The organism is Pseudomonas sp. D2002, from assembly GCF_013385735.1.
Lineage (GTDB): Bacteria > Pseudomonadota > Gammaproteobacteria > Pseudomonadales > Pseudomonadaceae > Aquipseudomonas.
On sequence record NZ_JACAPL010000011.1, the window covers coordinates 249127 to 275747 of the forward strand.

Annotated in this window: 24 protein-coding genes; 13 read left to right on the forward strand and 11 right to left on the reverse strand. The window is 61.2% G+C overall.

The window, feature by feature from the left end:
- Positions 1-137 precede the first annotated feature (137 nt).
- The 11 genes from HX783_RS22400 (at position 138) to HX783_RS22450 (ending at position 15232) form a co-directional block, all read left to right on the forward strand.
- Positions 138-419 (forward strand): peptidylprolyl isomerase, encoded by a 282-nt coding sequence (locus tag HX783_RS22400; protein ID WP_003174386.1) that lies wholly within the window; start codon positions 138-140, stop codon positions 417-419.
- 127 nt (positions 420-546) lie between these two features.
- Complete coding sequence (locus tag HX783_RS22405; protein WP_177018276.1) at positions 547-2409, forward strand: extracellular solute-binding protein; 1863 nt, start codon at positions 547-549, stop codon at positions 2407-2409.
- Positions 2409-3470, forward strand: a complete 1062-nt coding sequence (locus HX783_RS22410) for a microcin C ABC transporter permease YejB (RefSeq protein WP_159957460.1) — start codon at positions 2409-2411, stop codon at positions 3468-3470. Before HX783_RS22405 ends, HX783_RS22410 begins: the two co-directional genes overlap by 1 nt.
- Positions 3470-4492 (forward strand): ABC transporter permease, encoded by a 1023-nt coding sequence (locus HX783_RS22415; RefSeq protein ID WP_043050504.1) that lies wholly within the window; start codon positions 3470-3472, stop codon positions 4490-4492. Before HX783_RS22410 ends, HX783_RS22415 begins: the two co-directional genes overlap by 1 nt.
- 10 nt (positions 4493-4502) lie before the next feature.
- Positions 4503-6074 carry an ABC transporter ATP-binding protein gene (locus HX783_RS22420; RefSeq protein WP_177018277.1) on the forward strand — a complete coding sequence of 524 codons (1572 nt, stop codon included), beginning with the start codon at positions 4503-4505 and terminating at the stop codon, positions 6072-6074.
- 145 nt (positions 6075-6219) lie between these two features.
- On the forward strand, positions 6220-7617 hold the full coding sequence (locus tag HX783_RS22425) for a sigma-54-dependent Fis family transcriptional regulator (RefSeq protein WP_177018278.1): 1398 nt from the start codon (positions 6220-6222) through the stop codon (positions 7615-7617).
- 296 nt (positions 7618-7913) lie between these two features.
- The gene (locus HX783_RS22430) at positions 7914-9305 is read left to right on the forward strand and encodes a GntP family permease (protein ID WP_159957466.1); all 1392 of its coding nucleotides are present in this window, start codon (positions 7914-7916) and stop codon (positions 9303-9305) included.
- A 7-nt stretch (positions 9306-9312) separates the two neighbouring features.
- Positions 9313-10086, forward strand: coding sequence for a 3-hydroxybutyrate dehydrogenase (locus tag HX783_RS22435; RefSeq protein WP_159957468.1), 774 nt, complete (start codon positions 9313-9315; stop codon positions 10084-10086).
- Between the two features lie 186 nt (positions 10087-10272).
- Positions 10273-12225 (forward strand): acetoacetate--CoA ligase, encoded by a 1953-nt coding sequence (locus HX783_RS22440; protein ID WP_177018279.1) that lies wholly within the window; start codon positions 10273-10275, stop codon positions 12223-12225.
- 143 nt (positions 12226-12368) lie between these two features.
- Positions 12369-14906 carry a PAS domain-containing sensor histidine kinase gene (locus tag HX783_RS22445; RefSeq protein WP_177018280.1) on the forward strand — a complete coding sequence of 846 codons (2538 nt, stop codon included), beginning with the start codon at positions 12369-12371 and terminating at the stop codon, positions 14904-14906.
- A gap of 50 nt (positions 14907-14956) precedes the next feature.
- Positions 14957-15232 (forward strand): peptidylprolyl isomerase, encoded by a 276-nt coding sequence (locus HX783_RS22450; protein WP_003174397.1) that lies wholly within the window; start codon positions 14957-14959, stop codon positions 15230-15232.
- 150 nt (positions 15233-15382) lie between these two features.
- Here HX783_RS22450 and HX783_RS22455 read toward each other — a convergent pair whose 3' ends face one another.
- The 8 genes from HX783_RS22455 to HX783_RS22490 all read right to left on the reverse strand — a co-directional run bounded on the left by HX783_RS22455 (position 15383) and on the right by HX783_RS22490 (position 21988).
- Entirely contained in the window at positions 15383-16288 is a 906-nt protein-coding gene (locus tag HX783_RS22455; RefSeq protein ID WP_177018281.1) for a sugar kinase, read from the reverse strand.
- A 129-nt stretch (positions 16289-16417) separates the two neighbouring features.
- Entirely contained in the window at positions 16418-17626 is a 1209-nt protein-coding gene (locus HX783_RS22460; RefSeq protein ID WP_159957477.1) for an amino acid deaminase, read from the reverse strand.
- A gap of 8 nt (positions 17627-17634) precedes the next feature.
- A complete protein-coding gene (locus tag HX783_RS22465; RefSeq protein WP_106580124.1) occupies positions 17635-18399 on the reverse strand; it encodes an IclR family transcriptional regulator in 765 nt (254 codons plus the stop codon).
- 168 nt (positions 18400-18567) lie between these two features.
- Positions 18568-18957, reverse strand: a complete 390-nt coding sequence (locus HX783_RS22470) for a RidA family protein (RefSeq protein WP_078742925.1) — start codon at positions 18955-18957, stop codon at positions 18568-18570.
- 14 nt (positions 18958-18971) lie between these two features.
- A complete protein-coding gene (locus HX783_RS22475) occupies positions 18972-19754 on the reverse strand; it encodes an amino acid ABC transporter ATP-binding protein (RefSeq protein ID WP_065907741.1) in 783 nt (260 codons plus the stop codon).
- A complete protein-coding gene (locus HX783_RS22480; RefSeq protein ID WP_177018282.1) occupies positions 19751-20413 on the reverse strand; it encodes an amino acid ABC transporter permease in 663 nt (220 codons plus the stop codon). Before HX783_RS22480 ends, HX783_RS22475 begins: the two co-directional genes overlap by 4 nt.
- Positions 20414-20424: 11 nt before the next feature.
- Positions 20425-21087 (reverse strand): amino acid ABC transporter permease, encoded by a 663-nt coding sequence (locus HX783_RS22485; RefSeq protein ID WP_159957481.1) that lies wholly within the window; start codon positions 21085-21087, stop codon positions 20425-20427.
- Between the two features lie 52 nt (positions 21088-21139).
- A complete protein-coding gene (locus tag HX783_RS22490) occupies positions 21140-21988 on the reverse strand; it encodes a transporter substrate-binding domain-containing protein (protein ID WP_177018283.1) in 849 nt (282 codons plus the stop codon).
- A 460-nt stretch (positions 21989-22448) separates the two neighbouring features.
- Here HX783_RS22490 and HX783_RS22495 point away from each other — a divergent pair, with 460 nt between their 5' ends.
- Together HX783_RS22495 and HX783_RS22500 are read left to right on the forward strand one after the other, a co-directional pair.
- Complete coding sequence (locus tag HX783_RS22495) at positions 22449-22697, forward strand: hypothetical protein (protein WP_177018284.1); 249 nt, start codon at positions 22449-22451, stop codon at positions 22695-22697.
- An 88-nt stretch (positions 22698-22785) separates the two neighbouring features.
- Complete coding sequence (locus HX783_RS22500; RefSeq protein WP_177018285.1) at positions 22786-23139, forward strand: thioredoxin family protein; 354 nt, start codon at positions 22786-22788, stop codon at positions 23137-23139.
- On the opposite strand, the gene HX783_RS22505 is transcribed toward HX783_RS22500, so the two are convergent.
- The 3 genes from HX783_RS22505 to rpiB all read right to left on the reverse strand — a co-directional run bounded on the left by HX783_RS22505 (position 23123) and on the right by rpiB (position 26566).
- Positions 23123-24691 carry a TerC family protein gene (locus HX783_RS22505; RefSeq protein WP_177018286.1) on the reverse strand — a complete coding sequence of 523 codons (1569 nt, stop codon included), beginning with the start codon at positions 24689-24691 and terminating at the stop codon, positions 23123-23125. The two genes, HX783_RS22500 and HX783_RS22505, sit on opposite strands and share 17 nt — an antisense overlap.
- A 369-nt stretch (positions 24692-25060) precedes the next feature.
- The gene (locus HX783_RS22510; RefSeq protein ID WP_177018287.1) at positions 25061-26041 is read right to left on the reverse strand and encodes a sugar-binding transcriptional regulator; all 981 of its coding nucleotides are present in this window, start codon (positions 26039-26041) and stop codon (positions 25061-25063) included.
- A 63-nt stretch (positions 26042-26104) separates the two neighbouring features.
- A complete protein-coding gene (gene rpiB / locus HX783_RS22515; RefSeq protein WP_159957491.1) occupies positions 26105-26566 on the reverse strand; it encodes a ribose 5-phosphate isomerase B in 462 nt (153 codons plus the stop codon).
- Positions 26567-26621: the final 55 nt, after the last annotated feature.

Here is a 26621-nt window from a genome sequence, read left to right on the forward strand (position 1 = left end):
CGCTGTAAGAGCGGAACCATAAGCCGCCGTTACCGCAGCAACGGATATGCCCCCAACCAAAACCCAACGGAACTTTGCCAACAAATAACCGCCTGAATCCGGTAGGCTCACCCTTTTTATTCAAGGAGTTATTCCCCATGGCCAAAGCCACCGCCCGTCACATCCTCGTTTCCACTGAAGACAAGTGCAACGAACTCAAAGCCCAGATCGAAGGCGGCGCCGATTTCGCAGAAGTCGCCAAAGCCAACTCCAGCTGCCCTTCCAGCCGTCAAGGCGGCGACCTCGGTTCGTTCGGCCCAGGCCAGATGGTTAAAGAATTCGACACCGTCGTCTTCAGCGCCCCGGTCAACACCGTACAAGGCCCGGTGAAAACCCAGTTCGGCTACCACCTGCTGGAAGTCACCAGCCGCCAGGACTGATCCAGTCTGTGCTGATGCTATAAACAACGGCCCGCCTCTTGGCGGGCCGTTGTGCATGTGATGACTAGCAACGCTCAAGCCGTTAACGTACAAATCCCTAATCTTCACCCGGCGCTCAAGGCTGACAATGCGATTGGCTTTTTCCACAACATTCCTAAGCTCCGCCCTGGCCCTGCTGCTGGCCAGCACCGCCGTGAGCGCGGCCCCGCAGACCTACCTCACGGTCTACGGCGAACCGGCCAAATACCCCGCCGGCTTCACCCATTTCGACTACGCCAACCCCAACGCCCCCAAAGGCGGCAGCCTGCGCCGCTCGGCCATCGAGATCGGGCGTTTCGACCATGTGCTGCCCTATATCGACAAAGGCATCGGCGTCTCCCAGGTCGACGGCTGGCTCTATGCCCCGCTGGCCCAGCGTTCCCTGGATGAGCCCTATACCGTCTACGGCCTGGTCGCGGAAAAAATGGAACGCGCCGACGACGGCCTGTCGTTGCGCTTCTACCTGAACCCCAAGGCGCGCTTCGCCGACGGCACGCCAATCACCGCCGAAGACGTGCGCTACAGTTTCGACCTGCTGATGACCCAAGGCAGCCTGCGCTTTCGCACCCTGTTCGCCGACGTCAAGCACGTCGAAGTCGAAGGCGAGCGCCAGGTGCGCTTTGATTTCTCCAGCAATGAAAACCGTACCCTGCCCCTGGATATCGCCACCCTGCCGGTGTTCCCCGAGCACTGGTGGAAAACCCGCGACTTCGCCAACGGCGGCGGCTACGAAGCCCCGCTGGGCAGCGGCCCGTACAAGATCAGCAAGATCGACTCCGGCAGCACCATCACCTTTACCCGCGACCCCGACTGGTGGGGCAAGGACTTGCCCGTCAGCCGTGGCCTGTACAACTTCAATCACCTGAGCCTTGAGTACTTCGGCGACACCGAAGTGGCCCGCCAGGTGCTGCGCGGCGGCGCCTATGACTTCAACCGCGAGTTCTCCGCCACCGGCTATTCCATCGGCTACAACGGCCCGGCCCTCGACGATGGCCGCCTGCAACGTGCACACCTGGCCAAAGAGATGCCGCAACCGGCCCAGGGCTATGTGTTCAACGTGCAAAAGCCGATGTTCAAGGACCGCCGTGTGCGCCAGGCCCTGGCGATGCTGTGGGACTTCGAGTGGGCCAACCGGCAGATGATGCGCAATCTGTACATCCGCCAGCAGAGCTACTTCTCCAACAGCCCGCTGGCGGCGAGCCAGTTGCCGACGAAAGAGGAACTGGCGATTCTGGAGCCTCTGCGCGGGCAAATCCCCGATGAAGTCTTCACCCAGGTGTTCAAGGCCCCGGTCACCGACGGCAGCGGCATGATCCGCGACAAGCAGTTGCAAGCCCTGGCCCTGCTGGAAGAAGCCGGCTGGAAACCGGACGGCGACAAGCTGGTGAATGCCCAGGGCGAACCGCTGGAGTTCACCTTCCTCAACGCCCAGGCGGGCCTGGAGCGGCTGTTACTGCCGTACAAGCGCAACCTGGCGCAAATCGGCATCACCTTGAATATCCGCCGCATCGACTCCTCCCAGTACGTCAACCGCCTGATGACCCGTGACTACGACATGATCGTCACCGGCTTCCCGGTCACCACCTCGCCAGGCATGGAGCTGTACAACTATTTCGGCTCCGCCGCCGCGTTCGACTCGGGCGCCAACAACTACATGGTGCTGCGGGACCCGGCCGTCGACACGCTGATCAAGGGCCTGGTCAAGGCCGACACCCAGGCACAGATGCTCACCTACGCCCACGCCCTCGACCGCGTGCTGCAATGGAATTACCTGTGGATTCCCAACTACTACCCGCCCGGTACCTCCGCCGCGTGGTGGAACCGCTTCGGCCGCCCGGCCATTGAGGCCAAGAACGACGAAGCGCTGGAAACCTGGTGGGAAATCAGCCCTACGCCCCTGACCAATGAGCAAATGAACGCCGAGTTGAAAAAACGCGGAGGTACGCGCTGATGTTTGCCTATATCGTGCGGCGCCTGCTGCTGATCATCCCGACACTGGTGATCATCCTGCTGGTCAATTTCGTCATCGTCCAGGCCGCGCCTGGCGGCCCGGTCGAGCAAGCCATTGCCCACCTGCAAGGCATCGGCGGCGGTGGCGTCGGCGGTTCATCCGGCGAAGGCATCAGCAGCGGCTCGCGGGCCAGCCGTGGCCTGGACCCGAAGCTGATCAAGGACATCGAAAAACAATACGGCTTCGACAAGCCCGCCCCGGAACGCCTGTGGCTGATGCTCAAGAGCTATGCGCAACTGGATTTCGGCAACAGCTTCTTCCGCGGCAAAAGCGTGATCGACCTGATCCTGGAAAAGATGCCGGTGACCATTTCCCTCGGTTTATGGGCCACCTTGATTACCTACCTGGTGTCGATCCCGCTGGGCATTCGCAAGGCGGTGCGCCATGGCAGCAGCTTTGATGTGTGGAGCAGCACCGCCATCGTCATCGGCTACGCAATGCCGGCGTTCCTGTTTGCGATGTTCCTGATTGTGGTATTCGCCGGTGGCACCTCGTTGAACTGGTTCCCGGTGCGCGGGCTGGTCTCGGAGAACTTCGACGAGCTGAGCACCGTGGGCAAGGTTGCCGATTACTTCTGGCACCTGGTGCTGCCGGTTACGGCGTTGGTGATCGGCGGGTTCGCCACGCTGACCATCCTCACCAAAAACTCGTTCTTGAATGAAATCACTCGCCAATACGTGGTCACCGCCCGCGCCAAGGGCTTGAGCGAACGCCGCGTGCTTTACGGCCATGTGTTCCGCAACGCGATGCTGCTGGTGATTTCGGGAATTCCCCAGGCCTTTATCAGCGTGTTTTTCGCCGGTTCCCTGCTGATCGAAGTGATCTTCTCCCTCGATGGCCTGGGCCGCATGAGCTATGAAGCCGCTGTGTCCCGCGACTATCCGGTGGTGTTCGGCTCGCTGTTTATCTTCACCTTGTTCGGCCTGCTGATAAAACTCATCGGTGACTTGTGCTACACCCTGGTGGACCCGCGTATCGACTTCGCCGCGAGGAACGCCTGATGCTTAACTTGTCTCCGGTGGCACGTCGGCGTTTCGAGCGCTTCAAGAAGAACCGTCGCGGCTGGTGGTCGCTGTGGTTGTTTATCGGCCTGTTTATCCTGACCCTGGGCGGCGAGTTGATCGCCAATGACAAGCCCTTGGTGCTCAGCTTCAAGAACGAGCTGTATTTCCCGGTGTTCAAGCGTTACACCGAGCAGCAGTTCGGCGGGCAGTTGCCGTTCCAGGCCGACTACCGCAGTGACTACGTGCAGAAGCTGATCAAGCAGGACGGCGGCTGGATGCTGTTCCCGCCGATTCCGTTCAGCGATGACACGCCCAATTACGAACTGACCCGCCCTGCCCCCAGCCCGCCCTCGGCGGTGAACTGGCTGGGCACCGACGACCAGTCACGGGATGTGCTGGCGCGGGTGATCTTTGGCGCGCGGGTGTCGATCCTGTTCGCCCTGGCCCTTACCGCGATCAGCGCCGCCATCGGCATTGCCGCAGGCGCCTTGCAGGGTTACTACGGCGGCTGGGTGGATTTGCTCGGCCAGCGCATTCTGGAAGTGTGGTCCGGGTTGCCGGTGTTGTACCTGCTGATCATCTTGTCGGGCTTTGTCGAGCCAAACTTCTGGTGGCTGCTGGGGATCATGGCGCTGTTTTCCTGGCTGGCGCTGGTGGACGTGGTGCGCGCCGAGTTCCTGCGCGGGCGCAACCTGGAATACGTCAAGGCCGCGCGTGCCCTGGGCCTGGGCGACGGCAAGATCATTCGCCGGCATATCCTGCCGAACGCGATGACCGCCACATTGAGTTACCTGCCGTTTATTTTGACCGGGGCGATTTCCACCTTGAGCGCCCTGGATTTCCTCGGTTTCGGCATGCCCGCCGGCAGCGCGTCGCTGGGCGAACTGATCGCCCAGGGCAAGCAGAACCTGCAAGCGCCATGGCTCGGCCTGACGGCGTTTTTCACCCTGGCGCTGATCCTGTCGCTGCTGGTCTTTATCGGCGAGGCATTACGTGATGCCTTCGACCCACGTTCATGAGTGACTGCAGATGAACCTGATCGAAATCCGCGACCTCAGTGTCGCCTTCAGCGGCCAGACCGTGGTGCGCAACCTGAGCCTGGACGTGCGCCCTGGCGAATGCCTGGCGCTGGTCGGCGAGTCGGGCTCGGGCAAGTCGGTGACGGCCCATTCGATTCTGCAACTGCTGCCCGAAGCCGGCACGCAAACCACGGGCTCGGTGAAGTACCGCGGCCAGGAGTTGATCGGCGCGTCTGCCGCCACGTTGCAGAAGCTACGTGGCAACCGCATTGCGATGATCTTCCAGGAGCCGATGACCTCGCTCAACCCGCTGCACAGCATCGAAAAGCAGATCGGCGAAACCCTGCTGTTGCACAAGGGCCTGGGCGGCAAAGCGGCGCAGGCGCGCATCCTCGAATTGCTCGAATTGGTAGGCATTCAGAAACCCCAGGAGCGGCTCAAGGCCTATCCGCACCAACTCTCCGGCGGCCAGCGCCAACGGGTGATGATCGCCATGGCCCTGGCCTGTGAGCCGGAATTGTTGATCGCCGACGAGCCAACTACCGCGCTGGACGTGACCGTGCAGCGCAAGATCCTGTTGCTGCTCAAATCCTTGCAACAGCGCCTGGGCATGTCGCTGCTGCTGATCAGCCACGACCTCAACCTGGTGCGCAGTATCGCCCAACGCGTGTGCGTAATGCGTGCCGGGGAAATTGTCGAGCAGGCTGACTGCCAGACGCTGTTCAACGCACCGCAACACCCTTACAGCCGCCTGCTGTTGGACGCCGAACCGGCCGGTGATGTGCTGTGCAGCGATGAGCGCGAGACGGTATTGCAGGTGGACGACCTGACTGTGCAATTCCCCCTCAGTGGCGGCCTGTTCCGGCGTAAAACCTACTTGCGCGCCGTCGACGGCATCAGCCTCAGCGTGCAGCGCGGCAAGACCTTGGGGATTGTCGGCGAGTCCGGCTCGGGCAAGTCGACCCTAGGCCAGGCGATCCTGCGCCTGCTCGACTCCACCGGCAGCATTCGCTTTCAGGGCGAAGCCCTCGACCCGCTCAACAACCAGCAAATGCGCCCATGGCGCAAGCAGATGCAGGTGGTGTTCCAGGACCCTTATGGCAGCCTTAGCCCGCGCATGTCGGTCGAACAGATCATCAGCGAAGGCCTGGAAGTGCACGCGCCGTGCAGCCTGGCTGACCGCGACGCGCAAGTGATCCAGGTGCTCAAGGACGTGGGCCTCGACCCCGACAGCCGCCACCGTTACCCCCATGAGTTTTCCGGTGGGCAACGCCAACGCATCGCCATCGCCCGCGCCCTGGTGCTCAAGCCGGCGCTGATGCTGCTGGATGAACCGACCTCGGCCCTGGATCGCACGGTGCAGAAACAAGTGGTGGCGCTGTTGCGTGAGTTGCAGGAAAAGTACGGCCTGACCTACCTGTTTATCAGCCATGACCTGGCGGTGGTGCGGGCCATGGCCCACGACATGATCGTGATCAAGGACGGCAAGGTGGTGGAACGCGGCGCGAGCCATGAGGTGTTTGAAGCGCCGCAGCATCCCTACACCAAAGAACTGCTGGCGGCGGTGCACCTCCCTTTGTAGGAGCACTCTCTCCCCTGTGGGAGCGGGCTTGCTCGCGAAGGCGGCGTGTCAGCCAATACCTCCGGCACTGATACACCGCTTTCGCGAGCAAGCCCGCTCCCACAGGATTGCGACTCCACCCTCCATTTGTGTTGACGGCATAAATATGAACATCAGCGAAAGCCTCAAGGACTACCAACAGGTTCGCGGCCTGGCCATCCAGTCGCTGTTCGAGATTATCGAGCAGTCCAGCGAAGGCACGGTGATTGTCGACCGTGACGCCAATATCGTGTGGATGAACGAACGCTACGCCAAGCGTTTTGGCCTCAAGAGCGCCGATGAAGCCATCGGCCAGCCTTGCGAACAGGTGATCGCCAACAGCCTGTTGCGCCAGGTGGTGCGTAACGACCAGCCGATCCTGCTGGATATCCAGGACACGCCCAAAGGCCCGTTGGTGGTGATGCGCCTGCCGATCCACGACGACGCAGGCTTGGTGATCGGCGCGATCGGGTTTGCGCTGTTCGATGAGTTGCGCAACCTCTCGCCGTTGATTGAGCGCTACCTGAGCATGCAACAGGAGTTGGCCTCCACGCGCTCGCTGTTGCGGTCGCGGCAGAGCAAATACAATTTTGCGCATTTTATCGGCACCAGCGCGGCCAGCCTGGAAGTCAAACGCCGGGCGCGGCGCAGTGCGAGCGCCGAGTCGCCGGTGTTGCTGCTGGGCGAAACCGGCACCGGTAAAGAGTTGCTGGCCCAGGCCATCCACGGCGCTTCGCCCCGAGCGCACAAAGCCTTTGTCAGCATCAACAGCGCGGCAATTCCCCATGACCTGCTCGAAGCCGAGTTCTTCGGCACCGCGCCGGGCGCGTTTACTGGCGCCGACCGCAAGGGCCGTCCGGGCAAATTACAGATCGCCCAGGGCGGCACGCTGTTCCTCGACGAGATCGGCGACATGCCGTTGCCGCTGCAAAGCAAACTGCTGCGGGTGTTGCAGGAAAAGGAATACGAGCCCGTAGGCTCCAATGAAATGCTCCACAGCGATGTGCGGGTGATTGCCGCCACGTCGATGGACCTGGAAGCGGCGATCAAGCGCGGCGAGTTTCGCGCGGATTTGTATTACCGCCTGAATGTGTTGCCGATCCAGGTGCCGCCGCTGCGGGAGCGCCTGGACGATATTCCGGCGTTGAGCGAGGCGATTCTGGAAGAGCTGCGCAGCCAGCATGAACTGGCGCCTGAGGCACTGGCGCTGCTGGCCCGGCATGCGTGGCCGGGAAATATCCGCGAGCTGCGCAATGTGCTGGAGCGCGCGGCGTTGTTGAGTGATGACCTGGTGTTGGATGCCCAGGAGATTCGCGCGGCGATTGGCACGTTCAGCCCAGTGGCGCGTGGCGCGGTGGAGACGGTTGCGGGCGAGACGTTTGCGGCGGCGCGGGAGCGCTTTGATCGGCAGGTGATTGGCGCAGCGTTGGCGGCGTGTGAAGGCAATGTGGTGGAGGCAGCCAAGCGGTTGGGGCTGGGCAGGTCGACGCTGTACAAGAAGATGGTGGCTTTGGGCATTGCCTAATCTCTATAAAGAGACACAAATCTCAATACCAAGACACTCTAATGTGGGAGCGGGCTTGCTCGCGAATGCGGTGTGTCAGCCAGCAAATTTGCTACTGGACCACCGCATTCGCGAGCAAGCCCGCTCCCACATTGGATCGTCATCAGTCTCAAAATTGAGATAAAACTCAGCACCCCTGTCTAAAAATACAAGAATATCTATATATATCAATTGGTTAACCAGTTGGCACAGATCTCGCTACAGCCCTCTCCAAAGCCTCACCCCACAAAAATAACAATTCGATCTGGAGACACACCATGAGTGTGATCATCGCCCTGGCAGCTCTCGCGCTGCTGATGTTGGCTGCCTACCGTGGCTACAGCGTCATCCTGTTTGCCCCCATCGCCGCCCTCGGCGCTGTCCTGTTGACCGACCCGTCCGCCGTCGCGCCTGCGTTTACCGGGGTGTTCATGGAGAAAATGGTCGGCTTTATCAAACTGTATTTCCCGGTGTTCCTGCTCGGCGCAGTGTTCGGCAAGCTGATTGAGTTGTCGGGCTTTTCGCGCTCGATTGTGGCGGCGGCGATCCGTTTGCTCGGCACGCGCCAGGCGATGCTGGTGATCGTGCTGGTCTGCGCCCTGCTCACCTACGGCGGCGTGTCGCTGTTTGTGGTGGTGTTTGCGGTGTATCCGTTTGCGGCGGAGATGTTCCGCCAGAGCAATATCCCCAAGCGCCTGATCCCGGCGACCATCGCCCTCGGTGCGTTTTCGTTCACCATGGACGCCCTGCCCGGCACGCCGCAGATCCAGAACATCATCCCCAGCACCTTCTTCAACACCACCGCCTGGGCCGCGCCATGGCTGGGCCTGATCGGCACAATCTTCGTGTTCTGCACCGGCATGCTCTACCTGGCGCGCCAGCGCAACAAGGCCCAGCGAGCCGGTGAAGGCTATGGCACCGAGCTGCGCAATGAGCCGGAAACCGCTGACAACCTCGCCCTGCCCAACCCATGGATCGCGCTGTCGCCGCTGATTCTGGTCGGCGTGATGAACCTGCTGTTCACCCACTGGATCCCGCAGTGGTACGGCAAGACCCACAGCCTCAGCCTGCCCGGCATGAGCGCGCCGGTGACCACCGAAATCGCCAAGCTCACGGCAATCTGGGCGGTGCAGGCGGCGTTGCTGGTGGGCATCGTCATGGTGCTGGTGTTTGGCTGGTCGGCGATCAAAAGCAAACTCGCCGAAGGCAGTAAAAGCGCGGTCAGCGGTGCGCTGCTGGCGGCGATGAATACCGCGTCGGAATACGGCTTTGGTGCGGTCATCGCCTCGCTGCCGGGCTTTCTGGTGCTGGCGGACTGGCTCAAGGGCATTCCCAACCCGCTGGTCAACGAAGCGATTACCGTGACCCTGCTGGCCGGCATCACCGGTTCGGCGTCCGGCGGCATGAGCATCGCCCTGGCGGCAATGTCCGAGAGCTTTATTTCGGCGGCGCATGCGGCCAATATTCCCCTTGAAGTGCTGCACCGCGTCGCGGCCATGGCCAGCGGCGGCATGGACACCCTGCCCCACAACGGCGCGGTGATCACGCTGCTGGCGGTGACCGGGCTGACCCACCGCGAAGCCTACAAGGACATTTTCGGCATCACGATCATCAAGACCCTCGCGGTGTTCGTGGTGATCGGTACTTTCTACGCCACCGGCATTGTGTGAGGTTTTCATGACGACATTGAACGGCAAGACCGCCCTGGTTACCGGCTCCACCAGCGGCATCGGCTTGGGGATAGCCCTGAGCCTGGCAAAGGCCGGCGCCAACCTGATCCTCAACGGCTTCGGCGACGCCAGCGCGGTGATCGCCCAAGTGCAGGCGTTCGGCGGCAAGGTCGGCCATCACCCGGCGGACGTCAGCGACCCGGCGCAGATCGCCGACATGATCGCCTACGCCGAGCGTGAGTTCGGTGGCGTGGATATCCTGGTCAACAACGCCGGCATTCAGCATGTGTCGGCGGTGGAAGACTTTCCGGCCGAGCGTTGGGACTCGATTATCGCGATCAATCTGTCGTCAGTGTTCCACAGCACGCGCTTGAGCCTGCCGGGCATGAAGGCCAAGGGTTGGGGGCGTATCGTCAATATTGCCTCGGTGCATGGCCTGGTCGGTTCGGTGGGCAAGGCTGCGTATGTGGCGGCCAAGCATGGCGTGATCGGTTTGACCAAGGTGGTTGGCCTGGAAACTGCGACCAGTAACGTCACCTGCAACGCCATCTGCCCGGGCTGGGTGCTGACGCCGCTGGTGCAGAAGCAGATTGATGACCGCGCAGCCAAAGGCGTCGATCCGCAGCAGGCGCAGCATGACTTGCTCGCGGAGAAGCAGCCGTCGCTGGAGTTTGTGACGCCGCCGCAGCTGGGTGAGTTGGTGTTGTTTTTGTGCAGTGAGGCGGGTGCGCAGGTGCGCGGGGCGGCGTGGAATATTGATGGCGGCTGGCTGGCGCAATAAACCCCAGACCTCCCAAACACAGGAGATCAAAATGTGGGAGCGGGCTTGCTCGCGAAGGCGGAGTGTCAGCCAGAAAGTTTGTACCTGACCCACCGCATTCGCGAGCAAGTCGAATCGTCGCACCGCCGCTCCCACATTGGCTCAGTGTTGTTTGGTAGATTTCACCTAAGAACAAGAGACTCCCGCATGTCCGAAATCCTCTGGCAACCCTCCCCCGAACGCATCCGCAACACGCGGATGGACCAGTTCCGGCGCTTCGTCAACCGGCGCTACAGCCTGCAGCTCAGCGACTACCCGGCCCTGCACCAGTGGAGCATCGACCAGCGCCCCGACTTCTGGCAGGCCATCGTTGCGTACTTCGAGGTGCAATTTCGCAGCCCGCCCACCGCGACGTTGATCGAAGAGGCCGAAATGCCCAGCGCCCAGTGGTTTCCCGGCGCCACCCTGAACTTTGCCGAACACCTGCTGCGCCGTCGCGATGACCACACGGCGGTGGTCGCGATCAGCGAGGACGGCCAGCGCGAACAACTCAGCTACGCCGAACTGGCTGCACATGTCGCGGGCCTGCAAAACAGCCTGCGCGCGGCCGGTGTCGGGGTGGGCGACCGCGTCGCCGCGTGCATGCCCAATACCTGGCAAACCCTGGTCGGCATGCTCGCTACCACCAGCCTGGGCGCGATCTGGTCGTGTTCATCGCCGGACTTCGGCACCCAAGGCGTGATCGACCGGTTCGGCCAGATCGAGCCCAAGGTGCTGATCACCTGCGCGGGTTATCGCTACGCCGGCAAAGACATCGACCAGACGGCCAAGCTGAATGAAATCCTCGAACGCCTGCCGTCCCTCGAACAGTTGATCATCGTGCCTTACGCGCGGCCTCAAGCGCGTGTCGAGGACTACCAGACTCACGCCAGGGTCGCGCTGTGGAACGGCGTTTACCAACCCGGCGGCGAGCCTGAGTTCGTCGCGGTGCCGTTCGATCACCCGCTGTACATTCTCTATTCCAGCGGCACCACCGGCGTGCCCAAGTGCATCATCCACGGCACCGGCGGCGTGCTGCTCACCCACCTCAAGGAACACGGCCTGCACGCCGACCTGTCGCGCGACGACTGCCTGTTCTACTACACCACCTGCGGCTGGATGATGTGGAACTGGCTGGTGTCGGTGCTCGCGCTCGGCGCCACGGCGGTGCTGTATGACGGCTCGCCGTTTCACCCCGGGCCTGCGCGCTTGATCGACCTGATCGACGCGGAACGGATCAGCGTGTTCGGCACCAGCCCCAAGTTCCTCGCCACCCTGGAAAAGGCCGGGCTGCAGCCACGCCTGAGCCACGCTCTGGGTAGCCTCAAAGGCCTGATCTCCACCGGCTCGCCCCTGTCACCGCAGAGCTACGACTACGTGTACCGCGAGATCAAGGCCGAGCTGTGCCTGTCGTCGATGTCCGGCGGCACCGATATCGTCTCCTGCTTTGTGATCGGCAACCCGGTGCTGCCGGTGCGCCGCGGCGAAATGCAGTGCAAGAGCCTGGCGATGGCCATCGAAGTGTGGGACGACCAGGGCCAGCCGTTGGTCGGCGAAAAAGGCGAGCTGGTGTGCACCCGGCACTTTCCGGCGATGCCGATTGGTCTGTGGAACGACCCGGATCAGACCAGGCTGCGCGCCTCGTATTTCAGCCAGTTTCCCGGCGTATGGGCCCAGGGCGACTACGCCGAACAGCGCCCGAATGGCAGCCTGCTGATTCACGGGCGCTCCGACGCGGTGCTCAACCCAGGCGGCGTGCGCATCGGCACGGCGGAGATTTATCGCCAAGTGGAAAAAGTCCCGCAGGTGCTGGAAAGCCTGGCCATCGGCCAACGCTGGCAAGGCGATGTGCGCGTGGTGCTGTTTGTGCGCCTGGCTGACGGCATCGAACTGGATGAGGCGCTTGAACAACAGATTCGCCAGGTGATCCGCGCCAATACCACGCCACGTCATGTGCCGGCGAAGATCCTCGCCGTCACGGACATTCCACGCACCATCAGCGGCAAGATCGTTGAATTGGCGGTGCGTAATGTGGTGCATGGCGAGCCGGTCAAAAACACTGACGCACTGGCCAACCCGCAGGCCCTGGAGCAATTTCGCGACCGCCCTGAACTGGCGTAAAGATGAAAGGTTTCAGCTCCCAAGCACTCATTTGAAGACAAAACCCCAATGCATGCTATTTTTCGAGGGGTAGTCAGCCGCTCCCGTCTCGCGGGATAATCGGATTTTGTTGTACTTAAAAGTGTCAGGTGTAGGGCTTTTTCATGAATGGAACATCCACCGGTAGCGAAGCCGCTGCATTGATTGCGCGGCTGGACTGGGCGCAAAGCCCCCTCGGTGAGGCCAATGAATGGCCGCAAAGCCTGCGCACAGCCGTCGATATCGTGGTGCACTCACCGATGCCGATGCTGTTGCTGTGGGGCAGCCAACTCACGCAGCTCTATAACGACGGCTTCGCCAAGCTCGCGGGCAACAAGCACCCCGCCGCGCTCGGCCAACCGGCGCATGAGAGCTGGCCGGAACTGGCGAGCTTCACTGCGCCGGTCTACGACGCGGTCCTCGGCGGCGAGGTGCGCACGTTCAGCGAGCAGCGCTTCGTGCTGCAACGCAACCATCGCGACACCGAGATCTGGCTCGACCTGACCTACAGCCCGGTCCGCGACGAAAGCGGCACGGTGGCCGGCATCCTGGTCACCGCCATCGAAACCAACGAACGCCGCAGCAAAGCCCTGGAACTGCAGCAGCGCTCCGAAGACAGCCTCAAAGCCCAGCACAACAGCGAGCAGCGCCTGCAACTGGCACTGGCGGCGACGGACGCAGTCGGCACCTGGGACTGGGATATCGGCGAAGACCGCTTTATTGCCGACGCCCACTTCGCCTACCTGCACGGCGTTGACCCGAGTGACGCCGGCCTCTTGCCGATCAGCGAGTACCTGCAAGGCGTGCATCCTGAAGACCGTGGCATGGTGGCGCGCAGCATCAAGCATTGCATCACCTTCGGCACCGAATACGCCGAGGAATACCGCCTGCTGCAAGCCGATGGCCAGGTGCGCTGGGTGTTTGCCCGGGGCCGTTGCTACAAGGACCAGCATGGCCGCCCGGCACGCTTTTTAGGCGCCGCGCTGGACCTGACCGAGCGCAAGCACACCGAGCAGGCCCTGCGCCAAAGCCAGACCGAGCTGCAGTTGATCATCAACGCCATGCCGGTGCTGATCGGCTATGTCGATCACGAACAGCGTTTTCGCCTGAACAACAGCGCGTACCTGGAGTGGTACGGCATGACGCCGCAAGAGCTGTACGGCAAGAGCATCCGCGAAGTGCTCGGTGATGAGGTGTATGCCGGTCGCGCCGACAAGATCGCCGCCGCGCTGCGCGGCAAGGCCTGCAGCTTTATGACCATCACGCCGCACCACGACGGCCGCCCGCGCCATGCGTTGATGAAGTACCTGCCGCGCTTCAGCAATGACGGCTCGGTGAACGGTTTCTACATCTTTGTGATCGATGAAACCGAACGCAAACTCACCGAAGAAGCCCTGCGCCACCTCAATGAAAACCTCGAAGAACGCGTGGCCCAGCGCACCCAGGCGCTGGCCGAGGCCAACCAGCGCCTGCAAAACGAGATGTTCGAACGCGAGCGCGCCGAAGACGCGCTCCGCCATGCGCAGAAGATGGAAGCGGTGGGCCAGCTCACCGGCGGCATCGCCCATGACTTCAACAATATGCTCACCGGGATTATCGGCAGCCTGGACCTGATGCAGCGCTACATCGCGGCCGGGCGCAGCGACGAAATCGGCCGGTTTACCGATGCGGCGGTGTCTTCCGCCCACCGCGCGGCCGCCCTCACCCACCGGCTGCTGGCGTTCTCGCGGCGCCAGTCGCTGGACCGGCGCCCGCTGGACCCCAACCAGTTGGTGGCGTCGCTGGAAGAATTGTTCCGGCGTACCAAGGGCGCGCACATCACGCTCAAAGTGGAACTGGGCCGCGATATCTGGGCGGTGAACACCGACGCCAGCCAATTGGAAAACGCCCTGTTGAACCTGGTGATCAACGCGCGCGACGCCATGCCCGACGGCGGCGAATTGCTCATCGAAACCGCCAACAGTTACCTGGACGGCACCGACATCACCACGCTGGAACCGGTCAAGGCCGGCGATTATGTGATGCTCGGCGTGAGTGACAACGGCAGCGGCATGGCGCCGAAGATTCTGGCCAAGGCGTTCGACCCGTTTTTCACCACCAAGCCCATCGGCCAAGGCACTGGCCTTGGGTTGTCGATGATCTACGGGTTTGCCCAGCAATCCGGTGGCCACGTGACCATTCAAAGTGAGCCCGGCAAAGGTACCAGCGTGCGCCTGTACCTGCCGCGCCTGCATGGCACTGCGCTGGAAAGCAGCCTGCCGGCGCACATGAGTGAAGCCCCGCTGGCGCTGGCTGGCGAAGCCGTGGTGGTGGTCGAGGACGACCCCGCCGTGCGCATGCTGGTGGTCAATGTGCTGGATGAATTGGGCTACACCGCACACCAGGCGGCGGATGCACGCACGGCACTGCCGTTGCTGGAGTCGGATTTGCGTGTGGACCTGCTGGTGACCGATGTCGGCCTGCCGGGCATGAACGGCCGCCAATTGGCAGAAATCGCCCGCCAGCACCGGCCCGGCCTGCAAGTGTTGTTCATGACCGGTTACGCCGAAAAGGCCGCCGAACGCCAGGGTTTCCTTGAAGACGGAATGGACATGGTGGCCAAGCCGTTCTCCATCGACCTACTGGCGACGAAAATCCGCAGCATGATCAACGTTGACGAATGAGTTCAGGCATAATCGCGCGCCCTTCCGTTTGACCGTTGCAAGGTAACAACATGAAAGCCCAAGCCCGTCACATCCTGGTCAAGACCAGTGAAGAAGCCGAACAGCTCAAGCAGCGCATTGCCAAGGGCGAAGCGTTTGATGTGCTGGCCAAGAAATACTCGACCTGCCCGTCCGGCAAGCGCGGCGGTGATTTGGGTGAAGTGCGGCCGGGGCAGATGGTCGGGGCGATTGATGCGGTGATCTTCAAGAAGCCGGTGAAGGTGGTGCATGGGCCGATCAAGAGCAAGTTTGGGTATCACTTGGTGCAGGTGTTTTACCGCGACTGACCAGAGAGCGGACGCGGAGCGTCCGGTGAGGCATTCCCACGCGGAACGTGGGAACGATCAAGCCAGTTCCCACAGTTGAGCGCATTTCAACTGGAGGAATGCGGTCAAATGTGGGAGCTGGCTTGCCTGCGAACCGCCGCAGGCGGCCATTTACCGCGCAATTAAAGCCCCTGGCACCTGAATCACCCGGCTCGCCAACCGATGCCCAGCCAAGGCCGCCTCCTCAGGTGACTGACCTTTCAGCCGACTGGCCAGATACGCCGCACTGAACGAATCCCCCGCCGCCGTGGTGTCCACCACCTTCTCGACCTTCAACGCCGGCACGGCAAAGCGCTCGCCGTCACAGCGGATCAAGCAGTCATCCGCGCCGCGCTTGAGCACCACTTCGGCAATCGCCGGGTACGCCGCAAACACCTGTTCGCTGTCGGCATAGCCAAACAACGCACGTTCGTCGTCTTCGGTCAGCAAGGCGATATCCACCTCGGCCAACACCGCGTGATACGCCGCGCGCGCCGCTTCGACGCTGGCCCATAAACGCGGGCGGTAGTTATTGTCGAACACCACCTTGCCGCCGCGCCGGCGGGTTTCGATCAGGGTGTGCAGTAAACGCGCGCGCCCGACTTCACCGAGTACCGCCAGGGTGATGCCGCTGAAATACACCACGTCGTAACCCGGCAAAGCCGCCAGGATCGGCTCGGCGGCCGGGGTGGTGAAGCAGTCGCGCACGGCGGCTTCGTTGCGCCAGTAGAGGAATTTGCGCTCGCCGTTGGCGTCGGTCTGGATGCAGTACAAACCGGGTAGACGGCCGGGCAAGCGTTGGACCATGCCCAGGCCGAGGCCTTCGTCGGTCCATTGTTGGCACATGGCATCGCTGAAGCTGTCATCGCCCAGGGCGGTGACGTAGTCGACCGTGCCGACGCTGCCCAATTCGCGGCGCAGGTAGACGGCTGCGTTGAGGGTGTCGCCGCCGAAGCTCTGCTGCAGGCTGCCGTCGGCGCGGTGTTGGAGTTCGATCATGCATTCGCCGATGAGGGCGATGCGCGGTTGTGTGTTCATAGCCAGTGTCTCTCGGTGTTCTGGAGGGCCTCTTCGCGAGCAAGCCCGCTCCCACATTTGATTGCATTTCAACTGAAGGAACTCGGTCGAATGTGGGAGCGGGCTTGCCTGCGATGGGCGCGACGCGGTTTAGAAGCAGGTATGCAAGGACTCGATCACCTGCAACTGCTCATCCACCAGGCAGCCCACTTGCCATTTGTCGAAGGTCAGGCACGGGTGCGAGGTGCCGAAGGAGATGATGTCGCCGATACGCAGTTCAACCCCCGGCGCCACGCTCATGAACGCGTGCTGGTCCATCACTGCCGTGACCTTGCACGCAGTGACGTCATCGCCTTCGGCCGGCAAAATACCGGCCTTGTAGCGCTTGAGCGGCACCGGCAGGCCAGCGTCGTAGGCGACGTCGCGCTTGCCCAAGGCAATCACCGCAAAGCCCGGCTCTGGCAACGATTGCACATGCGCCCAGACTTCCAGCGCCGGGCGCAGGCCTTCGTTGAGGTCGCTGCGGCGGTCGAGCACGCAGCATTGCGCTTCTTTGTAGATGCCGTGGTCGTGGGCCACGTAGCTGCCAGGTCGCAGCACGCTGAGGAAGCGGCCAGCGGCGTTTTGTGCTTCAAACGACTCGGCAATCAGGTCATACCAGGCCGAGCCCGAGGCGGTGATGATCGGCTTGGGCAGGTCGAAAGAGCCGTTGTTTTGCAGGTCCACTGCCAGGCGCACCAGGCTGGCGGCAAAGTCGCGGATGCCGCTGACGGCATGTTCGCCGTGGATTACGCCTTCGTAGCCTTCAATACCGGTGAGGGCCAGGGCTGGCTGGGCCTTGATCGCCTTGGCCAGCTCGCGCACTTCCTGCTCGCTGCGGCAACCGCAACGGCCGCCGACCACGCCGTACTCGATCATCACGTTCAGGCGCAGGCCGCGGGCGGCGAAGAACAGGCCGAGGTCGGCGACGTTGTCCGGGTGATCGACCATGCAGTGGAAGTCAAAATCCTTGTCGGCCAACAAGTCGGCAATCAACGCCATGTTCGGCGCGCCGACCAGTTGGTTGGCCATCAATACGCGGCGCACGCCACCGGCATAAGCGGCGCGGGTTTGCACCGCGTTAGCCAGGGTGATGCCCCAGGCGCCGGCTTCGATCTGGCGTTGGAACAATGCCGGCATCATGCTGGTTTTGCCGTGGGGCGCGAGTTCTGCGCCGCTGTTGCTGACAAATGCCTGCATCCAGCGAATGTTGTGTTCCAGGGCGTCGCGGTGCAGCACCAGGGCCGGCAGGCTGACGTCGCGGACCAGGTGGGCGCCAACGGCGGCGGCGCCTTTTTCAACGGCATTGAGGGCAGACATAAAAACTCCTATTCGTTGATGCGACGGGCCAGGTTGTTGGCGCTGTCGATCAACACCCGGCGATAGTCGTTGTAATTTTTAATCGCGTCGGCCCGTGGGGCGACGATGCACAAAGTTGCGATGCTGATGCCTTGCGCGTCCCGCACCGGGGCGGCGAAGCAATGGGTAAAGGTGTCGGCCACACTGTCGAAAGAGAAGAACCCGTCGAGGGTGGCCTGACGGATTTGCGCCAGGAACGTTTCCAACGGCAGGCGCTGGCCGTCCGGCAGGATGAAGTCGTCGTAGTCGATCAGGTCGATGATTTGCTGGTCACTCAAGTGCCCCAGCAGCAGGCGCCCGGAGGCGGTCCACGGGATCGGTGCGTTTTCGCCGATGTCCGACGAAATGCGGAAATGCCGCTCGCCTTCGCGCATCAGCGCCACCGTGTATTTGCGCCCGTTGAGCAGGCACATCTGCGCGGTTTCGTGGGTTTGGCTGACGATTTCCTGCAAGGCGTGGTCGGCCTCGCGGGTCAGGTCGAAATGGCGCAGGTGCGCCTGGCCGAGGAAGTACAGCTGGCGGCCGAGGTAGACGTGGCCGTCCTTGCCCACCGTTTCGAGGATGCGCCGTTCAAGCAACGAGGCGACCAGTTCGTAGACGGTGGATTTGGGGCTGCCGATGCCGCTGGCAATATCATTCGGGCGCAGGGGCTGGCCGATTTCCTTGAGAAAATCGAGGATATCGAATGCACGGTCCAGTCCTTTGGCGCGGCGTTTGATGGTGTCTTCGGTCATGGCAGTAGTCGGTCCGGTCAAAGTGGTAATGCCGCACAGTGAACCCCTGTGGGAGCGGGCTTGCTCGCGAATGCGGTGTGTCAGTGAATGCATCTGTTACTGACCCACCGCATTCGCGAGCAAGCCCGCTCCCACATTGGATCTCCTATGGCTTTAAGAATGGGGCATTTAGCCTTTTTTCTTGTAGGCCACGCAATCGATCTCGACCTTGCAGTCCACCATCATGTTGGCCTGCACACAGGCGCGCGCCGGGGCGTGTTCGGGGGTGAAGTATTCGCCGAAGACTTTGTTGAAACTCCAGAAGTCCCGTGGGTCTTCCAGCCATACGCCGACGCGCACCACGTCTTTGAGTTCGTAGCCGGCCTCTTCCAAAATCGCCACCACGTTGCGCATGGTCTGGCGGGTTTGCTCGACGATGCCGCCGTTGATGATTTCACCGTCGACTGCCGGCACCTGGCCCGAGACGTAGAGCCAGCCGTCCGCTTCCACCGCGCGGGCGAAAGGACGAGGTTGGCCACCGCCGGCGGTGCTGCCGGTGCCGTAACGAGTAATGCTCATAAAGTTGCTCCTGATTAAAAACGAATGTTCTTCAAAAATTCCGCCAGGCGCGGCGATTGTGGGCGTTCGAAGATGTCTTTCGACGTGCCCTGCTCTTCAATGCGGCCCTGGTTCATGAATACGATCTTGTCCGACACTTCGTAGGCAAAACGCATTTCGTGGGTGACCAGCAACATGGTCATGCCCTCTTCCGCCAGGCCCTTTATCACGCTGAGCACTTCACCCACCAACTCGGGGTCGAGGGCCGAGGTGACTTCGTCGAACAGCATGAGGCTGGGGTTCATCGCAATCGCACGGGCAATCGCCACGCGCTGTTGCTGGCCGCCGGAGAGCTGGCCCGGAAAGTGGTTGCGTCGCTCCAGCAGGCCGACGCGGTCCAGCCATTTTTCCGCCAGGGCCACCGCTTCGTCCTTGCCCATCTTCTTGACCTTGAGCAAGCCAAGGGTGACGTTTTGCAACGCGGTAAGGTGCGGGAACAGGTTGAATTGCTGGAACGCCATGCCGGTCATCGCGCGGTGCTGGGCAATCACGCGCTCGGGGTGACGCACGCGTTTGCCGGCGATTTCGCTGTAGCCGATGGACTCGCCGTCCAGGGTGATCTGGCCGCCCTGGAATTCTTCCAGCAGGTTGACGCAACGCAGCAGCGTGGTCTTGCCCGAGCCGCTGGAGCCGATCAACGTCACCACGTTGCCGCGCTGCATGGACAGGTCGACGCCCTTGAGCACTTCTACCTGGCCGTACTGTTTACGCAGGCCGCGAATGTTCAGCAGCGGTTGGTTAGTTTGAGGTTGGTTCATGGCAAGGCCACCCGCTTTTCAATGTAGCGCCCGAATAACTCGATGGCGTAGTTGATGACAAAGAACAGAAACCCGGCGAACAGGTAGAACTCCAGGGTCATGAAGGTACGCGCGATCACTTGCTGGGTGCTCAGCAGCAATTCAGCCACGCCGATCACCGAGAGCAAGGTCGAGGCCTTGACGATTTCCGTGGAGGAATTGACCCAGGTCGGCAGGATCTGGCGCAACGCTTGAGGCAACAGCACGTAGCCCAGGGATTGGTAGAACGTCAGGCCAATCGCCTTGCCCGCTTCCAATTGCCCACGGGGAATGGCTTGCAGCGCACCGCGCACGATTTCCGAGACGTGGGAGCCGCAAAACAGCGTCAGCCCGACGGCGCCAGCCTGGAACGCGGTGATCTGCCAACCCAGCGCCGGCAGCATGTAGAAACACGCCAACACCAGCACAAACACCGGCGTGCCACGGATCAGGTCGACATACAGACGAAACGGCGCGCGCATCCAGAACCTGCCGTAGGTCAGGATCAAACCGGCGACAATGCCGATCAGCGTACCGAAAATAATCGCCAGCGCAGACACATACACGCTGGCTTGAAAGCCCGCCCAGAGGGTATCCCGGGCGATCCACAACTCATGCAACCAGCTGGGGGATTCGTACATGGAAACCTTCCTTAACGACGGATCGCCAGACGCTGTTCCAGGTAACGGAGCAGCATGGCAATGAGGTAACAGGCAGCCACGTAGAGCGCAGTCGTGACCAGCCAGGTTTCAATCACCCGGTAGCTTTCGACGTTGATCTTGCGGGCGTAGTAGGTCAGCTCCGGCACGGCAATCGCAGCCGCCAGCGAGGTGTCCTTGAACAGCGAGATAAAGTTGTTCGACAGCGCCGGCAACACATTGCGCAGCATCACCGGCACGGTGATGTAGGCGCGGATCCGCCACTCACCCAAGCCAATCGCCAAACCCGCTTCACGCAAGCCTTTGGGGATATTCAACAGCCCGGCGCGGAACACTTCGGTGAGGTAGGCACCGGCGTACAGCGACAAGGTGATGATGAACGAGGGAATTTTGTCGAGACGAATCCCCAATGACGGCAGTGCAAAGTAGATCAACAGGATCAGCACGAGGATCGGCGTATTGCGGATCACCGTCACATACACCGAGGCGAAGACTCGCAACGCGCGGTGTTTGGACAGCATGGCAAACGCCATCATCAGGCCGATCACGCAGCCAATCGCGATCGACAGCAGCGCCAGCTCAAGGCCCAGGCCGAGCCCCGCCAGCAAGCTGGGGAAATCACGCCACACGGCGGCAAAGTTCAACTGATAGTTCATGGTCGGCAGTACCTGATTGGGGCGCCGTCAGGGGCGCCCCAGGGTTTACGATTTACTTGAACTCAACCGGGAAACCGATCGCTGGTTCTGGCAAATCCACGCCGAACCATTGCTTGAACGAGGCCTTGTAGGTGGGGAATTCCACACCGGTCATGGCTTCATGCAACGCGGTGTTGACGAAGTTCAGCCAGTCCTGATCGCCACGCTTGACCGCGCACGCGTAGGTTTGCGGGCTCCAGGCGTAGGTCGGGCTGCGGTAGCGGCCGGGGTTCTGCACCATCAGGTACTTGACCGAGGATTGGTCGGTGGCGGCGGCATCGGCGCGGCCGGAGTTCACGGCCTGGTACATCAGGTCGACGCTGTCGTATTGGTCGACCTTGGCTTTGGGCAATGCCTGGTGCACCAGCTCTTCGGCGTAGACGTTTTGCAGCACGGCCACGGTGACGCTGTCGCCTGCGGCTTGCAGGTCTTCGATTTCCTTGTACTTGCTGTTGTTCGGCAACAGCAGGCCCACGCCTTCGCGGTAGTACGGCAAGGTAAATTCAACTTGCTGCGCACGGCTGGCCGTGACGGTGATGAACTGGCAACTCATGTCGACCTTGTCGGTCAGCAGGTTGGGAATACGTGCGTCGGACGACTGCACCACAAACTCGACTTTGCTCGGGTCGTTGAACAGACCTTTGGCGACGATACGGCCGATGTCGATATCAAAACCCTGCAACTTGCCATCCGCTCCCTGGAAGTGCCACGGCGCATTGGTACTGCCTGTACCCACGATGAGATGCCCACGCTTGAGCACATCATCGAGCTTGCTGTCCGCCGCCTGCACTACGCTTGCGAGGGAAGCCGATGCGGCGAAGAGAAAAACACACGCTTTGAACACGGAAGGTCGGTGATGCATGACAAGCACTCCAGGAGTTGTGTATTCCGCTATACCGGAACTTAGTATGTAACAACGGAATAGACAGCAGAAAGTGTGCCACACGCGGTAACAGAAAAATATGATTGGGGTAAATTCGTTTTGAATCATAGGGATAATGGTTTGTGCTGGGTGAGGTGCTTGGCCAGCGGCTGGAGGCAGTCTGCTACTCAGGGACACACAGTGACAGGTGGCGCACCAGGGTGGCGTTACCTTGCACCGTAGCGGGGCTGATATTGAACACCTGTGGGGGTGGGTTTGCCTGGGATGGCGGTGGGTCAGTCAACATTGATGGTGGCTGAGCTGACGCATTCGCGGGCAAGCCCGCTCCCACAGGGGATTTGCCACAGGGGATTTTCGTTGCTTTTGAGCTTTGTGTGGGTGTGGCTGATTTTTTGGGTTGGGCTAGGCTGGGGGTATCTGTGTGCAGGAGCCGGGCGTGATGAAGGTAAGAATTTTGGTGGTTGTGCTGTGTTGGTGGGTGGCCGGTACGGCCCTGGCCAGTAATGATCGGCGTGAATGCAAGGAGGAATTAACCAAGCTGAAAGAGGCTTTCAGCACCGATTACACCAGCCAGAACCATCATGGCTATCGCAAGGCGAAGGCGTCGCGGGACAATGAGGAATACAAGAAATGCGCGAGTCAGGCGCGCAAGGCCCGTGAACGCGTGGAACGTGACGCAGATGTTTAAGCGTGTCTACCTGTGAAGGTTGACAGTAGACGGGGGTGATCTCTCGGCTTAGCGTTGGCAGAAACCGCAAGCCGAGAGGGATTTCATCATGGCAACCACTAACGACGTCATTACCAGCCAGGCGGGCTATGAGTCCGCACTGAAACAGGGTCGAATCGTATTCACGCTATTTGTTTCAAAAAGCTGCCCGGCATGCGAGTACTACAGACCATTTTTTGAAAGCGCCGCCAAAGAGCATGACAGGTTTGTGGATAGCTATGTCATCGAGCCGACCGTTGCGCCTGAGCTGGGCAAGCCTGAACGCCGCAGTACTGAGAGGGTTACCGGCACACCTACGCTGGTAACGCATATCGACGGCGAGGTTCAGGAAGTCATCAGAGGGTTTGAAGACGAGAAAACCCTGACGCAAGAACTGAACAATATATTCAGCCGCTATGCCTAGCTGTAGGCTCCAGACGAACTTGCGTCACCCGCCGCTCCTCCACCGCTGCCACGGTAAGGCGCCAGCCTTGATGCTCAAGGCTGTCGCCGACCATCGGCAGGCGGTCCAGCAGGCTCATCACTAAACCTGCGAGGGTCTGATAATCGTCGGTGGCCACGGCCTTGAAGCCGGTGCGCTGGCGAATCTGGTTCAGGTTCACGGCGCCATTGGCACGAAAACCCTCGCCGTCCTCGACAATATCCGGCCCTTCAATCTCGCTGGCATCCGGCAATTCACCGGCGATGGACTCGAGAATGTCGGTCATGCTCAACACCCCCATAAAATCGCCGAATTCGTTGATCACGAACGCAATGTGGGTGGATTCCTGGCGCATCTGCTCCAGGGCGTTGAGGATCGAAAAACTCTCCAGCAGGTTGATCGCGCGGCGCGCCAAGTGCTCCAGGTTCGGCTCGTTGCCGGCCAGGTATTCCTTGAGCAACTCCTTCTTGTGCACGAAACCTAATGGCTCATCGATAGCGCCGTGGCGGATCAACGGCAGGCGCGAGTAGGACGAATGCATCAATTTCAGGCGAATAGTGTCGCGATCGTCCGACAGATCAATACAGTCGACCTTGGCCCGTGGCGTCATCAAGGTGCGAATCGGCCGCTCGGCCAATTGCAGCACGCCGCTGATCATCACGCGCTCGCGTCGATCAAACAACGGGCCTTGCGCTGCATCCGGCTCGCCCATCAGGTCAGCAACGTCGTCATCCATGCCTTCGACGGCCAGGCTGCGACCGCCGAGCAAACGCATCACCGCATGCGCGGTGCGCTGGCGCACCGGCAACGTGCCTTGCGCCGACTTCTTGCGGCGGGCGCGGGCAATCTGGTTGAACACCTCGATCAGGATCGAGAAACCAATCGCCGCATACAGATAGCCCTTGGGAATATGGAAGCCCAAGCCTTCGGCCGTCAGGGCGAAACCGATCATCATCAAGAAGCCCAGGCACAGCATGATCACCGTAGGGTGCGCGTTGACGAAGCGGGTCAGCGGTTTACTCGCCACGATCATCAAGCCGATGGACACGATCACCGCGATCATCATCACCGCCAGTTCATCCACCATGCCCACGGCCGTAATCACCGCGTCGAGGGAGAACACCGCGTCGAGCACCACGATCTGCGCCACGATCGGCCAGAACATCGCATACGCCACATTGCCCGAGCGCTGGGCCACATGGCCTTCCAGGCGCTCATGCAATTCCATGGTGGCCTTGAACAACAGGAACACACCGCCAAACAGCATGATCAGGTCACGGCCGGAGAAGCTCTTGTCGAACACCTCGAACAAAGGCTGGGTCAGCGTCACCAACCAGGAAATACTCGCCAGCAAGCCCAGGCGCATCAGCAACGCCAGGGACAAACCAATCAACCGCGCCCGGTCGCGCTGCTCCGGCGGCAACTTGTCCGCCAGGATCGCGATAAACACCAGGTTGTCGATGCCCAGCACCAGTTCCAGCACAATCAAGGTCAACAGGCCGAGCCAGGCCGTTGGATCCGCTAACCATTCCATTTATAGAGTCTCGTAATAGATTTCAGAATGCCGGACACGGCAAAGCGCGGTCAGTGGACCGGGACAAGGTTAGCAGTCGGAATACGGGGTGCTTTAACGGGAACAGCAGCAAATGTCTTGGGGAAAGACGACTGGGAGGCTCCAAGAGGGTGTTCATGCAAGTCCTGAAATAACAAAAGGACTTGGATCGTACAGGCGAAACCAAAATTTCCCACAACGCAAAACTATTACAAGATCTGTCCTTCAAGCACACAAAACCAATGTGAGAGCGGGCTTGCTCGCGAAAGCGGAGTGTCAGTCAGCACATGCATCAACTGAAACACCACATTCGCGAGCAAGCCCGCTCCCACATTTTTGATCTATGTTTAATCAGGTTTTGCGCGTCGCGTCGTCAAGCGCCAAAATCGTGTGCGCATTCGTCACCGTCGTCGCCAGCGTATTAATCACCCCCGAGCGCAACGCCCCCAAGGTCGCCGCCGCCTTGGTGTTCTCACTGGCAATCGCCACCACATCCGGGATGCGAAACAACTCCTGCACCGTCAGCCCGATCACCCGCCCCTGAATAGCGTTGACCGCCGGCTGCCCGTGTATGTCGATAAAGTCATAGCCCATCATGTCGCCCACCGTACCGGACAACCGCGCCTGGGCAATTTCCTGCGGCGAAAACCAGCCCATGCGCACCATGTTGCTGTTCTCGCTCATGTCACCAATGCCGATCAGCGCAATGTCCGCCCGCCGCGCCCGATCCAGGGTCGAGCGCACCGTGTCATTGTTGATCAACACCCCACGCAATTCCGGGTTTGCCACCAGCGCCGGGGCGTACAGGCTTTCACTCTCGCCACCAAAGCGCAGGGCCAGGCGCCGGCAGATATGGTCGGGGTTCATGTACTCGCCAGCCTTGAGCGAACCGCCGATAGCACAGACAAAGGTACAATTGCGCGTTACCGGCAAAAACACGTTATCCGCTACCGCCCCGACGTTACGCCCCATGCCGACAGCGACGATCATGCCGTCACTCAGGGTTTTATTCAGGTAGTTGGCCACCAGGCTGGCCACCGCCGAGCGCTGCGTGTCGGGGTCGCTGTGGTCGACGGCAATCAACGCGCGGTCAAGTTTGAAACGCTGCACCAGCGCCTGCTCAAGCTCGTTGTTCATCGCCGGGTGCTGCAACACGCGCACCTCGACGATCCCTTCATCGCGCGCACGTTTGAGCAGGCGGCTGACTTTCGCGCGTGACAGGTCGAAGCGTTTGGCAATGGCCTCCTGAGTGACGTTCTCGAGGTAATAGAGCATCGCCACTTCGGTCATCTGATCGATATCGCTGGCGATGCGCTGGGTACTGTCACTCATGGGGACGGGCTTCCGTTTCGGCGTCAAAGGCGCATTCTCCCGACTCTTGCCCCGTTCCGTCCACTATTGATGCCCATCGCGTTCGATCGCATTGATACGCGCCACCTTGGCCCCGGAACGCGCCGCCTCGAACTCAGAGGCCAGAAACGCGGTGACGATGCTTTTGGCCAGCTCGGCGCCAACCACCCGCGCGCCGATGGACAGGATCTGCGCATCGTTACTCTTGCGCGCGCGCTCCGCAGAATAGGTGTCATGCGCCTGCGCGGCGCGAATACCCAGCACTTTGTTGGCCGAGATGGCCATGCCAATCCCGGTGCCGCACACCAGCACGCCCAGGCGTTGCTGCCCGGCGTTAATGGCAGTGGCCACGGCCAGGGCGATATCCGGGTACAGCACCGGCGCCGTGGAGTGGGTGCCGAAGTCGGTCACCGGATAACCCAACGCCTCGATATGGCGCTTCAACAGCTCTTTGAGCTCAAAACCCGCTTCATCGCATCCGATAGCCACCGGGAAAGGTGTGTTCATGGCGTCTGGCTCCGCTGCCGTGATCCTACTTTACGACTGATCAATTGATCATTCA

Bases quoted from the DNA above. Each gene is read 5' to 3' on its own strand.
- rpiB (WP_159957491.1), bottom strand. From the start codon at position 26,566: ATGAACACACCTTTCCCGGTGGCTATCGGATGCGATGAAGCGGGTTTT.
- HX783_RS22450 (WP_003174397.1), top strand. From the start codon at position 14,957: ATGAAAGCCCAAGCCCGTCACATCCTGGTCAAGACCAGTGAAGAAGCC.
- HX783_RS22445 (WP_177018280.1), top strand. From the start codon at position 12,369: ATGAATGGAACATCCACCGGTAGCGAAGCCGCTGCATTGATTGCGCGG.
- HX783_RS22455 (WP_177018281.1), bottom strand. From the start codon at position 16,288: ATGAACACACAACCGCGCATCGCCCTCATCGGCGAATGCATGATCGAA.
- HX783_RS22475 (WP_065907741.1), bottom strand. From the start codon at position 19,754: ATGAACCAACCTCAAACTAACCAACCGCTGCTGAACATTCGCGGCCTG.
- HX783_RS22510 (WP_177018287.1), bottom strand. From the start codon at position 26,041: ATGAGTGACAGTACCCAGCGCATCGCCAGCGATATCGATCAGATGACC.
- HX783_RS22505 (WP_177018286.1), bottom strand. From the start codon at position 24,691: ATGGAATGGTTAGCGGATCCAACGGCCTGGCTCGGCCTGTTGACCTTG.
- HX783_RS22490 (WP_177018283.1), bottom strand. From the start codon at position 21,988: ATGCATCACCGACCTTCCGTGTTCAAAGCGTGTGTTTTTCTCTTCGCC.
- HX783_RS22400 (WP_003174386.1), top strand. From the start codon at position 138: ATGGCCAAAGCCACCGCCCGTCACATCCTCGTTTCCACTGAAGACAAG.
- HX783_RS22460 (WP_159957477.1), bottom strand. From the start codon at position 17,626: ATGTCTGCCCTCAATGCCGTTGAAAAAGGCGCCGCCGCCGTTGGCGCC.
- HX783_RS22465 (WP_106580124.1), bottom strand. From the start codon at position 18,399: ATGACCGAAGACACCATCAAACGCCGCGCCAAAGGACTGGACCGTGCA.
- HX783_RS22480 (WP_177018282.1), bottom strand. From the start codon at position 20,413: ATGTACGAATCCCCCAGCTGGTTGCATGAGTTGTGGATCGCCCGGGAT.
- HX783_RS22495 (WP_177018284.1), top strand. From the start codon at position 22,449: ATGAAGGTAAGAATTTTGGTGGTTGTGCTGTGTTGGTGGGTGGCCGGT.
- HX783_RS22470 (WP_078742925.1), bottom strand. From the start codon at position 18,957: ATGAGCATTACTCGTTACGGCACCGGCAGCACCGCCGGCGGTGGCCAA.
- HX783_RS22430 (WP_159957466.1), top strand. From the start codon at position 7,914: ATGAGTGTGATCATCGCCCTGGCAGCTCTCGCGCTGCTGATGTTGGCT.
- HX783_RS22485 (WP_159957481.1), bottom strand. From the start codon at position 21,087: ATGAACTATCAGTTGAACTTTGCCGCCGTGTGGCGTGATTTCCCCAGC.
- HX783_RS22405 (WP_177018276.1), top strand. From the start codon at position 547: ATGCGATTGGCTTTTTCCACAACATTCCTAAGCTCCGCCCTGGCCCTG.
- HX783_RS22425 (WP_177018278.1), top strand. From the start codon at position 6,220: ATGAACATCAGCGAAAGCCTCAAGGACTACCAACAGGTTCGCGGCCTG.
- HX783_RS22420 (WP_177018277.1), top strand. From the start codon at position 4,503: ATGAACCTGATCGAAATCCGCGACCTCAGTGTCGCCTTCAGCGGCCAG.
- HX783_RS22415 (WP_043050504.1), top strand. From the start codon at position 3,470: ATGCTTAACTTGTCTCCGGTGGCACGTCGGCGTTTCGAGCGCTTCAAG.
- HX783_RS22500 (WP_177018285.1), top strand. From the start codon at position 22,786: ATGGCAACCACTAACGACGTCATTACCAGCCAGGCGGGCTATGAGTCC.
- HX783_RS22440 (WP_177018279.1), top strand. From the start codon at position 10,273: ATGTCCGAAATCCTCTGGCAACCCTCCCCCGAACGCATCCGCAACACG.
- HX783_RS22410 (WP_159957460.1), top strand. From the start codon at position 2,409: ATGTTTGCCTATATCGTGCGGCGCCTGCTGCTGATCATCCCGACACTG.
- HX783_RS22435 (WP_159957468.1), top strand. From the start codon at position 9,313: ATGACGACATTGAACGGCAAGACCGCCCTGGTTACCGGCTCCACCAGC.